Below are 13138 nucleotides of genomic sequence, written 5' to 3' on the forward strand. Positions count from 1 at the left end.
CTTCATAAACAAAGCATCTTGAACATCATTTGATTTTGAAAAAGGAACATGGATGCCGCGTCGTGTCACTTTAACCGATCGGCAGAAGGACGCGCTGTTGCGCCTGCCGACTTCGCAGGCGGATTTGCTCAAGCACTACACGCTGAGCGACGAGGATCTCGGGCATATCAGGCAGCGCCGCCGCCCGCACAACAGGTTTGGCTTTGCCCTGCAATTATGTGTTCTCCGTTATCCTGGGCGAGTGCTGGCCCCGGGTGAGCTGATTCCGGCGGAAGTCATCGAGTTCATCGGAGCGCAGCTTGGTCTGCACGCCGACGATCTCGTTGATTATGCCGCGCGCGAGGAGACGCGACACGAGCACCTTGCCGAATTGCGGGGGCTCTACGGATTCCGTACCTTCGCCGGACGCGGCGCGCGCGAACTGAAGGAGTGGTTGTTCCGGGAAGCCGAGTTGGCGGTTTCGAACGACGATATCGCCCGTCGCTTCGTAATCGAATGCCGTCGCACCCGCACGGTTCTCCCTGCGACATCCACGATCGAGCGGCTTTGTGCCACGGCTCTGGTCGATGCTGAGCGGCGGATCGAGACAAGAATTGCCGGCCGCCTTTCACCGCCCATCCGGGAGCAGTTGTTGGCATTGCTCGAGGACACGGTTGACGATCGGGTGACCCGTTTCGTCTGGCTGCGGCAGTTCGAGCCCGGTTCGAACTCTTTGTCTGCGAATCGGCTTCTTGACCGGCTAGAATACCTGCAACGTCTCGATCTTCCCGAGGATCTGCTGACTGGAGTTCCCGCTCATCGCGCAACGCGGCTGCGCAGGCAGGGCGAGCGGTACTATGCCGACGGCATGCGTGATCTCCCGGAGGACAGGCGGCTTGCGATTCTGGCCGTGTGCGCGTCGGAATGGCAGGCGATGCTCGCCGACGCCGCGATCGAAACCCATGATCGGATCGTCGGCAGGCTATACCGGGCCTCGGAACGGATTTGCCAGGCGAAGGTTGCGGATGAAGCGAACGCGGTGCGCGCCGCCTTGAAATCCTTCGCCGAAATCGGTGGGAGCTTGCTCGATGCACAGGATGACGGCCAGCCGCTGGAAACCGTCATCGCGGATGGATCGGGCTGGGACGGCTTCAGGGCCCTTGTCGCCACGGCCGCCAGCCTGACCGCCATCATGGCGGACGACCCGCTCAATCATGTGCTCGACGGCTATCATCGCTTCCGGCGCTATGCCCCACGGATGCTGCGTTTACTCGACCTTCGGGCCGCGCCGGTCGCGAGGCCGCTAGTGGAAGCGGTGATGATCCTGCGCAATGGTTTGAACGATACAGCGCATACCGACTTCCTGCGGCCGAGTTCGAAATGGCATCGTCATCTTCGCGCCCAGGCGGCTGGCGACGGCCGCCTTTGGGAGATCGCGGTGCTGTTCCATCTGCGCGACGCGTTCCGCTCGGGGATGTCTGGCTGGTACGATCCCGGCGCTACGGTGATCTGAAACAGGTTCTCGTTCCTGCGCAAGCCGTGGCGGAAAGCAGCCGTCTCGCTGTACCATTGCGGCCTGAGGAATGGCTGGCAGATCGGCAAGAGCGCCTCGATATCCGGTTGCGCGAGCTTGGCCGCGCCGCGCGCATGGGCACGATTCCCGGCGGGTCGATCGAGAACGGCATCCTGCATATTGAAAAACTTGAAGCCGCTGCACCGGACGGTGCCGAGGATCTGGTGCTCGATCTTTACAAGCAGATACCGCTCACACGCATCACCAATCTTTTGTTGGAGGTCGACGCCGCGATCGGCTTCTGCGAGGCCTTCACCCATTTGCGCACCGGTGCGCCCTGCGCCGACCGGATCGGACTGATGAACGTCATTCTCGCGGAAGGGGTCAATCTCGGCCTGCGAAAGATGGCGGACGCCACAAACACCCACACCTTCTGGGAACTGATCCGTATCGCACGGTGGCATGCCGAAGGCGAAGCCTACGACCGGGCACTGGCCATGGTGGTTGAGGCGCAGGCCCGTTTACCGATGGCTCAATTCTGGGGCGCTGGTATCTCAGCATCGAGCGACGGTCAGTTCTTCGCCGCGACCGAGCAGGGCGAGGCCATGAACCTGGTCAACGCGAAATACGGCAACACCCCCGGCCTGAAAGCTTACACCCACGTCTCAGATCAATACGCACCGTTCGCAACCCGGGTAATCCCCGCAACAGCAAGCGAGGCGCCCTACATCCTCGACGGCCTGCTCATGAACGATACCGGCCGCCATATCCGTGAGCAGTTCGCCGATACTGGTGGCTTCACCGACCACGTCTTTGCCGCCTGCGCCATTCTCGGCTACCGGTTCGCTCCGCGCATCCGGGATCTGCCGTCCAAACGGCTCTATGCGTTCAATCCGTCTGCCGCGCCGGCGCACTTGCGCGCCATGATCGGCGGAAAGATCAACCAGGCCATGATTGAGCGCAACTGGCCCGATATCCTGCGTATCGCCGCCACCATAGCGGCCGGAAGTGTCGCGCCCAGCCAGATCCTGCGCAAGCTCGCCTCCTATCCACGGCAGAACGAACTGGCGACAGCTCTCCGAGAAGTCGGCCGCGTCGAGCGCACGCTGTTCATGATCGACTGGATTCTGGACGCCGATTTGCAACGTCGTGCCCAGATCGGCCTCAACAAGGGCGAGGCCCATCACGCGCTGAAACGGGCCATCAGCTTCCACCGGCGCGGCGAAATACGCGATCGTTCCGCTGAAGGCCAGCATTACCGTATTGCCGGCATGAACCTGCTCGCCGCCATCATCATCTTCTGGAACACCATGAAGCTCGGCGGCGTCGTTGCCACCCAGAAGCGCGAGGGAAAGCTGCTATCGGCCGATCTCCTGGCCCATGTCTCGCCGCTCGGCTGGGAGCACATCAATCTCACCGGCGAATACCGATGGCCGAAACCTTAGCGTAGGATTCCGCCCCCTCCCGCAAACGACCCCCTCATCGGCAACAAGCTGGTGCCCAGAAGCCGGCAAGAACGGCTTCAACCCGCCTCCAGCGCGCCGCCGAGCCGGCTCGGCGAATAATGCGGGGTGACATAGAGCGGCAGCGCGCTCACCAGCGTGGCGTAGAGATAGACGCCCGAGATGTTCTCAAAAAGGAACGAACGCACCAGCGTCGGCGCAACGACCCGCAGGGCCGTCGCACGGCTCCCCCAAAGGATCCGAACCAATCAGCTGACAAGAAATAGATCAAGGCATGCAGCCCGACAAAACCGAGCACACGCACGGGCAGGTCTGCAAGAACGATGGAACTGAGTTTGTAGCTGCGACCCGGAGTTGCAACAATCCACGCAAAGAGAAAGAAACTCACGTAGTTCAACAAGAAGACAACCGGAAGACCGTTCGTCACGACCTGCCGCAAGAACCTGCTGAGCGGCGGACCACCACCCAGCAGAAGAGTGCCGAAGCCGGGGGCAGTATCACGTAAGCCAGAAGCACCGGGATCAGGCCGAGGAGGCTGAAAACGAGTGCATTTCGCGCGAAACGCAGGGCCGGCATGTTGATGGCGAAATGTTTCCGCATGAACCGCAATCTGACACGCTTGTTGAATGAAGGTCGATAGCACGATTGTGGTGTAGGAAATGGATTAGCAGCCAGCCTAATTAATGCTCGATGCTTTTTCGCCTTTGGGTCGAACAGGATAGATACCTGTGCGCCTAGCGCGCCCCGGTAAAAAATTTCGTGAAAGTGTAGGAGCGTTAAGGGCTAGGGCCAAAGACAAAGAATGGTGCTTTGGGGCGAGTCACCGATGCCAGCCCATGCCGTCGGGTACGAACAACCATGCGTTCGGGTTCTACTTGGCCCAACGTCCAATTTTTTGGGCTACGAAACCCTGAACCAGATGGAATAACGATGACCGACGAGAGAATGGCGCTGTTCGTCTGACCAAAAAGCAGGCCGAAAGGGATCTGGTGCGCGAGATGCTGGCCTATGCGGCCGCCCGGATCATGGAGGTGGAAGTGGAACTGCGCACCGGCGCCGCGAACGGCACGCGGTCACCGCTGCGCGAGGTTCAGCGTATTGGATACCGGGAATGGGACAGGGATGTGCTTGTCGGCACCGCGGCGTCAGGCAAATAGTTCAGGGCACTCACGGGCGCATTTATTAGTCAGGATAATGTAGACCAGATGCAGCGTTGCGAGACCCGCCAGCAGGCAGAAAAACGAAATATATGCGAATTGCAGGAAGGCGATATCGACCACGATCACCGCCCCCAGCGTCAGGGCGAAATGGCGCATGTGTTTGTAATGCGACAGCGCCGGTGGCAGGGTGATGAGGGTCACATAGATCGTATTAGTCAGCCAGCGCGGCATCATGAAATCAAGCCACATGGATTTTTCATAGGCCAGTGACTGGTTGTTGATCTCGACCACGACCATGCTGCTGTTCAGCCCGTGCGGGATGTAGAGCAACAGCCCGAAGGCCAGCCCGATCAGCGCCATGAGGCGGAACAACCGCTTGCGCGGACTGTCATCCGGTTCAAGCACGTAGACCGAGAACGGCACCCAGATCGGCCACATGAACCATGTGAAGAAGATGAAACCCATCGCCCCCCACAAGACCGTCAGGGGATCGTTTCCGTTCATGCCGACCCAGACGAAGCCCTCGGTGAACTGCTGCAGTCCGGCAAAAAGCGGCATCAGGGCAAGCGGGAGATAGCGTTTGTTGCGCCGCCAAGCCACAATTGAAATGGCCGTGCCGCCGCCAACAAGAAAAACACTGGCGGCAAAGCTGACTTGAGCGGACAGGCACATTTGACTTCCCTCTGTCATGTTTCTTCGGATCGTCAATCATGCAACGCTAAATCACCGGCCACCCAATTGGAAGAAACCAATTGGAGACCTGTGTTCTTGAAGTCCCAAGCCCGGAATTTTCGGAGAGCTGTAATAATCCGTTGCGCGCAGCGTCTTAGCATAACGGCAGCATGGCCGCTGGCGTTGGTTTGATTGTGCCTTTCTGCTTAAACCCTTAACACTTTAGAGAGTCGAGCACCCGAAGGAGATAACACGGATGAGCGAGCTTTCCCAATACGCGATCCTTTTCGGGCTGAGTGTCGGTGTGTTCGGTTTCGTGCTCAGCCTCTACGGGCTCGCCCGGGCCATCGGGCGCACGCGCTCGGAACCGGGCAAGGACGTGCCCGCCACGGCCGGTACCTTGTCGCGCGATCCGGTCTGGGTCCGCTATCATGCGCGCTATGCCGGTTATGCGCTGCTGTTTCTGGCCTTTGATATGGAGATGGCGTTCATGTATCCGTGGGCGGTCGTCTACCGCGAAGAAGGGCTGATCGCATTGCTCGACATGGGCGTTTTCCTCTCAATCCTGTTCCTGGGCCTGCTCTATGGCTGGAGCCAGGGCGCGTTGAGGCGGCAATGACCATAGCCGGGGCGCGAGAGGGCGCGATGTACGGGATCAGGCGGGCGGTCGCGGCGGCCATGGCGCGCGATCTGACGGCCTTTGTGCTGCCCGGCCCGTCTGTCGCGCGGTCGATGGGGATCGACCTTGCCAATGCGCACCTGCGGATTGTGGGCACCCCGCGCCATGCGAACGTGCTGATTATTGCGGGCCCCTTGGACGTAGGGCTGCGCGATGCGGCCGCCGTGGCCTATGCACAGATGCCGCGTCCGCGCACGATCCTTGCACTGGGCGCGGGCGACATCGCCCCGTTGCCCGATGCGGACGTCTCGGCACCACTGACACAGGCCGGGCTGCACTCTGGGTTGGCCGATCTGCGCCGCGTTGTCGCGGCAGGCGCGTTTCGCGCAAACACCGGGGAGTTTACCGCCGCCGCTCTTGAGGTGCGCGTGGAATACACCTGCCCAATGCATCCCGAGATTGTCCGCGACGCCCCCGGAGACTGCCCCAAATGTGGCATGACGCTGGTGCCGCGCGAAACAGCGTCCGATGGACATGGTGGGCACGGTGGCCACGACATGCCCCGGGAGGACAGGCCAAACCCCGCCGATCACGCACATGCGGGCCACGCTCACGACGCGGGCGGGTCGGGGGCATACACTTGCCCGATGCACCCCGAGGTGATCAGCGACGCATCAGGCAAGTGCCCCAAATGCGGCATGAACCTGGCGAAGGCGGAGGAGGTGGAAAGCCACGGTCACGGGCATGGGCATGGGCACGCAAGCCACGCGCCCTCCGCGCATGGCGATCATGCCGGTCACGACGACAAGGCGGGCGGGTCGGGGGCATATAGTTGCCCGATGCACCCCGAGGTGATCAGCGATGCACCGGGCAAGTGCCCTAAATGCGGCATGAACCTGGTGAAGGCGGAGGAGGTGGAAAGCCACGGTCCCGGTCACGGTCACGGGCATGGCGGTCACGGCGGGCATGGCAAACAGCAGGACCATTCCGGCCACGATGGGCATGCCGGACATGGCGGCCACTCCAAGGCCACTATCGACGGGATCGAGCCGCATTTCATGTCGATGGTCGAACTGACGGAAGGCCAGCCGCGCAGCAGCGACGGGTTGCAGATGGACTGGATCGAGGTGCCGTTCGGGCCGTTCTTTCCGGGCCTGCCCGCAGGGCTGCGCCTGACCCTGACGCTGGACGGCGATACCGTGGCGGCCAGCGAGGTCAGGAGCCTTGTGGGCAGGGCGGAACTGGTGGATGGTCCGCCGATGGCGGTGGTCGATTTCGTCGAGCGTCTGGCCGCGATGATGCCGCTCAGCCCCGTGGCCTATCGCATTCTCGCCTGCGCATCGATCGAGGAGGCCGCCCGCGTCGACCCCGGCCAGAACGCGCGCCGTGGCCGCGCCGCCGCGGGGAACGCGAGCGGATCGTCAGCCATCTGGGCTGGCTGGCCGAGTTCGGCACGCAGTCGGGGTTTCTCTGGCTTGCCGCGCGGGCCGGGGCGTTGCAACTGGCGGTGCGGGACGCTGACATTGACGGGATCGCCGCGCAGGCCCTGGCGATCCGGCGGCTGATCCGCCGGGTCGAGGCAGCGCCGCTGATGCGGATGCGGCTGGGACGGATTGCGCGCATCGGCAAGGACACCCCGGCGAGCGGCCCGGTGGACCGGGCGCGGGGTGGCGGATCGGATGCCCGTACGGGTGATCCAACGCTGAAGGATCTCGGGTTCGAAATGCGCGTCCGCAACGGCGGCGATGCGCTGGCGCGGCTGCGGCTGCGCTGCGACGAGATCGCCCAAAGCCTCGACCTGATCGCGGCCGCCGGGATGATTGCTGTGCCGCAGGTGCCGGATGTGGACAGGGTGTCGGGCGAGGGCGAGGCTCGCATCGAAACACCGCGCGGCACGGCGTCGCTGCGCGTGAAGCTGGCCAATGGCAAGGTGGTCGAGGCCGATCTCGACACGCCGACAGACGTGAACATCGCCCTTGTCGAAACGGTGACGGCGCAGCGGGAACTGGGCGATGCCCTGAGCGCCGTCGCCTCGCTCGACCTGTCGCCCTGGGAGGTGCGTGGATGAGCATTCTTGTCGTTCTCCTGTCGCTCGCCGCCGGGGCCTATGCGCTGGCCGTCATCGAACGATGGGCCGTGCATGGACACCTGAGCCTGACGGGTCCGGCCTGGGCCGCCCTGGCGCTTATGGGGCAGGAATCGCTGCTGGCGCGCAAATCTGACTGGTTGTTCTTTGAGCTTGGGCCGGTGCTGCTGTTGGTGGCGGGGCTGATGGCGGTGGCGGTGATCCCGCTGGCACCGGAGCTTATCATTACCGATCTGGCCACCGGGGCGCTGTTTTTGAACGCTGCGCTGGCCTATGTGCTGGTGGCGCTGATCATGGCGGGCTGGGGGCCGAACGGGGCCTACGCAATGATTGCGGGCTGGCGGTTCCTGGGCCAGTTCATTGCCTATGCCATGCTGATCGTGATGCCGATCACCGCCGTCGCCATGCGGGCGGAGTCGCTCTCGACGGTTGAGATCGTCGCCTCGCAGGCGCAGCTCTGGAACGTGCTGTACCAGCCGATGGGGTTTGTCCTGTTCGTCGTGGCGGCGATGGGGCTGGCCTGGCTGCCGCCGCTGGACCTGCCCGATGCTACCGGCGAATTGGCCGGCGGGGTCGAGGCAGAATATACCGGCGTGCGGCTGGCGGTGCTGCGGCTGGCGCGGATGGTCATTATCCTGGCGCTGGCGGGGGCGACGGTGACCTTCTATTTGGGCGGCTGGCTGGGCCCGTGGCTGCCCGCCTGGGCCTGGAGCGCGATCAAGATCCTGGCCGTGGCTGCGGCTATGCTGAGTGTCGGACGCTACATGCCGCGCATCCGCGAGGCGCGCTATCTGGCGCTGAGCTGGAAGCTAGGGATCTCGCTGGCGCTGGCCAATGTCTTTGTCGTGGGCGTGATCGCCCTGGTGGTGCCGATATGACGGTTCAGATGATCTTTCTGGCGTTCTTCGGCGGCGCGGCGATGTGGTTCGGCGTCGTGGTCTTTCGCACCCATTCGATGGTGCGCTCGGCGTTGGCTCTGCTGTTCTCGCAGACCGCGATCGGGGCGATGTTCCTGGTCATGCAGGCCGAGTTTCTGGGCGTGTTGCAGATCATGATGATGGCCACGGAAATGAGCGTGATGGCGATTTTCATGGTGATGTGTTCATGATGGATCCGGGTGGCCTGGGCAAGATGGACATGACCCACCAGAAACGCCTGTCGCTCTGGGCCGGGGGCATTGGGCTGCTGGCCGCCTTGCTGCTGGTCTGGCTGCCAGATTGGGGTCCGGTCGCCCTGTCGGTGCCCGGCGCGCATGAACAGGCCGCCGATCTGGGGCGCGAATTGCTGGGCCGGTCGATGTTCATTTTCCAGTCGGCGGGGCTGACCATCCTCACGGCGATGATCGCGGCCACGATGGTGGCCATTGTCCCCAACGCGGAGCAGCGCAAATGATCCTGGAGCTGATGATCGCGCTCGGCGTCGGCGCGGGGCTGTTTGGTGTCGGGCTCTACGGCGCGCTCAGCCAGACCAACCTGGTGATGATCATCATGGGGGTCGAGCTGATTTTGGCCGCAGCACTGGTCAATCTGGTGGCCTTCTGGCGCTATCTGCACCCCGATGAACCTGCCGGTCAGATGTTCGTGCTGATCGTGATGGCGGTGATGGCGGTCGAAATGGCGGTCGGCTTTGCCATTGCCATCGCGCGGTTCCGGGTGCGCGGATCGGTCGAGATGGAAGAAGCGCGGGAGTTGAAGGGATGACGATGCTGGCACTCACCCTCCTCGCGCCGCTTCTGGCGGGGCTTGTGGCGCTGGCGCTGCGCCGCGCACCCGAAGCGATTGCGCTTGCGGGCGTCGGCCTCGGGTTCCTCGCGGCGATGGCGGTTCTAGCGGGTGCGATTGCGGGCAATGCGGTGCAGATGGTCCTGCCGGGCCTGCCGCAAATGCCGCTGCGGCTGGTCGCGACGCCGCTGACGGCGATCGTTTCGGCCATGGTGGCGACGGTGGCGGCTTTTGTGGTGGTCTATGCCGTGGGTTACATGCGCAGCGACCCCGAAAGGCCGCGCTTTTTCGGCATCCTGCTGCTGTTTGTCGCGGCGATGCAGGCGCTGGTGCTGGCGGGCGACTGGATCACCGTGCTGGCCGCGTGGGAACTGATCGGCTTTTCCAGCTATCTGCTGATCGGCTTCTGGCATGGCCGCGACGGCGTGCCCAATGCCGCGATACGGGCGTTTCTGTACACCCGCAGCGCCGATCTGGGCCTTTATCTGGGGATTTTTGTGCTGATCGGCTGGGCCGGCACCTCGGAAATCTCGGCTACATTGGCGATTAGCGGCACGCCCGCACTGGTCGCCGGGTTGCTGTTGCTGATCGGCGCGATGGGCAAGTCGGCGCAGGTGCCGTTGCAGGACTGGTTGCAGCGCGCCATGGCCGGCCCGACGCCGGTCTCCGCTTTGCTGCATTCCGCGACTCTGGTGGCGGCGGGGGCGATCCTGCTGATCCGCGTGGCGCCGATGCTGCCGTCGGGTGCGCTTCTGGCCGTTGGCCTGGTGGGCGGCATAACGGCGGTTGTCACCGGGCTGATCGCGCTGGCCGAGCGGGACCTGAAGCGGCTGCTGGCGGCCTCGACCTCCAGCCAGTACGGGCTGATGTTGTTGGCCATTGGCGCGGGTGTGCCGGCGGCGGCGCTGCTGCACCTGATTGCCCACGCGGCGATCAAGAGCACGCTGTTTCTGGGCGCGGGCGTGTTCCAGCATGATCGCGACGGCACCGATATGGAGGCGGTCGCGGGCGCGGGCCGGACGCGCCCGCTGATCCTTGCTGCCTTCGGCATTGCCGCGCTGGCGCTGGCGGGTATTCCGCCGCTGGCCGGGTTCTTTTCCAAGGACGCGATCATCGCCGCCGCTCTGGCCGCTCCGGGTGCGATCTGGCTGGCGCCCCTAGCGCTGGCGGGTACAGTTTTGACCGGCGCCTATATGGCGCGCGCACTGCGGGTGTTGTGGGGCGGCGAGGCACAGCCGGTTTCCGGCAAGGGCATGGGCTGGATGTCTGCGGGCATGGCGGTGCTGACGGCGCTGGCGGCGGGGCTTGGGTTCGCCTTCGCGCCGCTGGAACATCTGCTGGAGTCCGAGCTGCCGACGGAAGGGGCCGCGATGATCCTCGGGCTTGCCGCCGCGCTGAGCGGCCTGGTGCTGGGCTGGTTCATCCAACCTGCCCGCCTGATGGGGCCGGTTCTGCCGATGGCGCAGCGCGGCTTTGCCGTCGCGGGCGGTATGGACGGGCTGGTGCTGCGCCCGTCGCTGGCTTTTGCCGCCGCCTGTGAAGGATTCGAACGGCGTCTGCTGGCGTCGCAACTTGGCCTTGTGCGGATCTTGAGCCTTGGCACCGCATCCAGTGCCGAGCGTTCAGACAAACGGCTTTATGCCGCGACCCTTCAGGTGGGCCGGATGAACCTGCGCCTTGGCGACGGCGCCGAAAACACCGACACCCATGGCATCGACGGGCTGATCTTCGGCCTTGTCGCCCGGACAATCGCCGCCGGCCGCCGCCTGCGCCTGCTGCAAAGCGGGCTGATCCACCGCGAACTCGCCCTGACAGTCATGGGCATTGCCGTCATCGCGGCGGTGCTGCTGATCTTACCGATGTCCTCCTGAAGAAAGACGACCCCGCCATGCCCCTTCTCTCGATCTCCGTCTTTCTACCGCTTCTTGGTGGCGTGCTGCTGATGGCCCTGCCAAACAAGTCGGCGCGCATCGCCCATGGCGTTTCCATCGCCACCACCGGGCTGACCTTCGTTGTGACGCTGGCGATCTGGGCGCGGGGCACGCTGCCGGACGGTTTCGCGCAGGTCGAGGAAATCGCCTGGATCCCGGCCATTGGTGCCGCCTTCCGGGTTGGCGTCGACGGGCTGAGCCTGCCGCTGATCCTGCTGACCTCGCTGCTGTTTTTCCTGTCGGCAATCTATGCGGCGCGGATCACCGACCGCCCGGCGGTCTTTGTCGCGCTGATGCTGATGCTGGAGACCGCGTCGATCGGCACCTTCGCGGCGCTGGACGCGCTCCTGTTCTACGTCTTCTTTGAAGTGTCGCTGGTCGGCATGTACTTCATGATCGTCGGCTGGGGCTATGAAGAACGCCAGCGCGCCGGGCTGATGTTCTTCATCTACACGCTGCTAGGCTCGCTGCCGCTGTTGCTGGCGATCATCGGGCTGTATCTGGCCACGGGAAGTTTTGACATGCGGCTGTGGATCGAGGCGCCGCCACTGACTGGGCTGGCGGCGATGCTGGCGCTGATCGCGATGCTGTTCACCTTCGCGGTCAAGATCCCGTCCTTTCCAGTGCATACTTGGCTGCCCGCGGCCCACGTGCAGGCCCCGACCGTGGGCAGCGTGATCCTCGCCGGGGTGATGCTGAAATTCGGCACATACGGCCTTGTGCGTTTCGCCTTACAGATGACGCCCGACGCCTTTGCGCAGGCCGGTCAGGTGGTGCTGGCCTTTGGCGTATTCAGCGCCCTTTACGGTGCCTTCGTGGCGCTGGCGCAGTCAGATCTGAAGAAGATGATCGCCTATACGTCGGTGAACCACATGGGCTATGTGGTGATCGGCGTCGCGGTGGCGGCGCTGACGCTGGACCCTGACTTGCGGGCGGTCGCGCTCAATGGTGCGACCTTGCAGATGGTCAGCCACGGCATCGTCACCGGGGCGTTGTTCTTTCTCGTCGGCATGTTGCAGTCGCGCGCCCACGAACGCGAGATGACCGCGTTCGGCGGGCTGCTGGGGCAGGTGCCATGGCTGGGCTGGGCCTTCGTGCTGTCGGCCTTTGCCTCGCTCGGGCTGCCGGGGTTGGCGCATTTCCCGGCTGAATTTCAGATCTTCCTGGCCACACTGAATGCCCAGCCCTGGGCCATCGTGGCGATCATCGCCATCGTGGTGACGGCGGGGCTTTATCTGCGCGCGATCGCGGCGGTATTTCTGGGCGAGCGAAACGAGAAATGGGCGGCGATGCCCGATCTGGACCGGGGCGAGATGCTGGCCATCGTGCCGCTGCTTGTCCTCATCATCCTGATCGGGGTGGCGCCGTCTTGGTTGCTGAACATGATCGACGTGACGATGCGGGCGCTGCAACTCTGATGGCGCGCGACCTGTCCTTTCTGTTTCCCGAACTGATGTTGGCCTCGACGGTCGTGCTGATGCTGGTGGCCGAGATGCTGCGTGCGCCGCGTCTGGCACTGACATTCGGGCTGATCGGGCTGGGCCTGTCCACCGCGCTGACGTTGCCGCTGCTGGAGGCCGACACCAGCGTCTTTGGCGGCACCTACCGAGTCGATCTGCTGTCGGGCTGGGCCAAGCTGATCCTGCTGCCAGGCACCGCGCTGGCGCTTCTGATGACGCGGGCCGAGATTGCCGGGAAGGACCGCGAGGGAAGTGTCTATACGCTGCTTTGTCTTGTGACGCTTGGGGCGCTGATGCTGGCGGGCGGTGGCGACATGATGCTGCTGGTGCTGGGCGTGGTGCTGACGGGTCTGGGCTCCTTCGCGATGGTAGCCTGGCCGCGCGACGATGCGGCGACCGAGGCGGCGATGAAATATCTGGTGTTCGGCGCCGTCACCGGATCGGTGATGATCTACGGGCTGACCTTCTGGTTCGGTGGTGCCGGATCGACGCTTTTTCCGAGCTTGGTGCGCTTCAAAGCAAGCCGCTGATCGC

General features: G+C 63.9%; 12 protein-coding genes and 3 pseudogenes. 13 read left to right on the plus strand and 2 right to left on the minus strand.

Translation table 11 applies throughout. The annotated features are described in order from the left end of the window. Window positions 1–52: 52 nt before the first annotated feature. Window positions 53–2937: pseudogene (locus HK436_RS24780) on the plus strand (Tn3 family transposase). 77 nt (window positions 2938–3014) lie between these two features. On the opposite strand, the gene HK436_RS32535 reads toward HK436_RS24780, so the two are convergent. Continuing rightward, the gene (locus HK436_RS32535) at window positions 3015–3143 is read right to left on the minus strand and encodes a hypothetical protein (protein WP_280515813.1); all 129 of its coding nucleotides are present in this window, start codon (window positions 3141–3143) and stop codon (window positions 3015–3017) included. 742 nt (window positions 3144–3885) lie between these two features. Between HK436_RS32535 and HK436_RS24785 the strand changes: the two are divergent. Further along, window positions 3886–4100, plus strand: a pseudogene (locus HK436_RS24785) (IS256 family transposase); the annotation flags it as partial. Here the strand turns inward: HK436_RS24785 and HK436_RS24790 are convergent. Continuing rightward, entirely contained in the window at window positions 4101–4787 is a 687-nt protein-coding gene (locus HK436_RS24790; protein ID WP_061979515.1) for a DUF6629 family protein, read from the minus strand. It lies immediately after the preceding pseudogene. A 256-nt stretch (window positions 4788–5043) separates the two neighbouring features. Between HK436_RS24790 and HK436_RS24795 the strand changes: the two genes are divergently transcribed. The 11 genes and pseudogenes from HK436_RS24795 to HK436_RS32545 all read left to right on the plus strand — a co-directional run bounded on the left by HK436_RS24795 (window position 5044) and on the right by HK436_RS32545 (window position 13134). Further along, complete coding sequence (locus tag HK436_RS24795) at window positions 5044–5406, plus strand: NADH-quinone oxidoreductase subunit A (protein WP_061979516.1); 363 nt, start codon at window positions 5044–5046, stop codon at window positions 5404–5406. A gap of 434 nt (window positions 5407–5840) precedes the next feature. Then, window positions 5841–5918: pseudogene (locus HK436_RS33775) on the plus strand (heavy metal-binding domain-containing protein); the annotation flags it as partial. Between the two features lie 45 nt (window positions 5919–5963). Beyond that, window positions 5964–6971 carry a heavy metal-binding domain-containing protein gene (locus HK436_RS33780; protein ID WP_376769213.1) on the plus strand — a complete coding sequence of 336 codons (1008 nt, stop codon included), beginning with the start codon at window positions 5964–5966 and terminating at the stop codon, window positions 6969–6971. Beyond that, entirely contained in the window at window positions 6902–7474 is a 573-nt protein-coding gene (locus HK436_RS30655) for an NADH-quinone oxidoreductase subunit D-related protein (RefSeq protein WP_206680570.1), read from the plus strand. Before HK436_RS33780 ends, HK436_RS30655 begins: the two co-directional genes overlap by 70 nt. Continuing rightward, window positions 7471–8370 (plus strand): NADH-quinone oxidoreductase subunit H, encoded by a 900-nt coding sequence (locus tag HK436_RS24810; protein WP_040427768.1) that lies wholly within the window; start codon window positions 7471–7473, stop codon window positions 8368–8370. The genes HK436_RS30655 and HK436_RS24810 overlap by 4 nt, the downstream gene beginning before the upstream one ends. Continuing rightward, complete coding sequence (locus HK436_RS30660; RefSeq protein ID WP_206680571.1) at window positions 8367–8600, plus strand: NADH-quinone oxidoreductase subunit J; 234 nt, start codon at window positions 8367–8369, stop codon at window positions 8598–8600. Before HK436_RS24810 ends, HK436_RS30660 begins: the two co-directional genes overlap by 4 nt. Further along, the gene (locus HK436_RS30665; protein ID WP_206680572.1) at window positions 8597–8884 is read left to right on the plus strand and encodes a hypothetical protein; all 288 of its coding nucleotides are present in this window, start codon (window positions 8597–8599) and stop codon (window positions 8882–8884) included. The genes HK436_RS30660 and HK436_RS30665 overlap by 4 nt, the downstream gene beginning before the upstream one ends. Further along, a complete protein-coding gene (nuoK, locus tag HK436_RS24820) occupies window positions 8881–9192 on the plus strand; it encodes an NADH-quinone oxidoreductase subunit NuoK (RefSeq protein WP_003164308.1) in 312 nt (103 codons plus the stop codon). Before HK436_RS30665 ends, nuoK begins: the two co-directional genes overlap by 4 nt. Continuing rightward, window positions 9189–11084, plus strand: a complete 1896-nt coding sequence (locus tag HK436_RS24825) for an NADH-quinone oxidoreductase subunit 5 family protein (RefSeq protein WP_061979518.1) — start codon at window positions 9189–9191, stop codon at window positions 11082–11084. The genes nuoK and HK436_RS24825 overlap by 4 nt, the downstream gene beginning before the upstream one ends. 17 nt (window positions 11085–11101) lie before the next feature. After that, on the plus strand, window positions 11102–12562 hold the full coding sequence (locus tag HK436_RS24830) for a complex I subunit 4 family protein (RefSeq protein WP_040344977.1): 1461 nt from the start codon (window positions 11102–11104) through the stop codon (window positions 12560–12562). Next, on the plus strand, window positions 12562–13134 hold the full coding sequence (locus tag HK436_RS32545) for a proton-conducting transporter transmembrane domain-containing protein (RefSeq protein WP_280515818.1): 573 nt from the start codon (window positions 12562–12564) through the stop codon (window positions 13132–13134). The genes HK436_RS24830 and HK436_RS32545 overlap by 1 nt, the downstream gene beginning before the upstream one ends. Window positions 13135–13138: the final 4 nt, after the last annotated feature.

The sequence above is a fragment of the Neoaquamicrobium sediminum genome (assembly GCF_013240295.1).
Classification (GTDB): Bacteria; Pseudomonadota; Alphaproteobacteria; order Rhizobiales; family Rhizobiaceae; genus Aerobium; species Aerobium sediminum.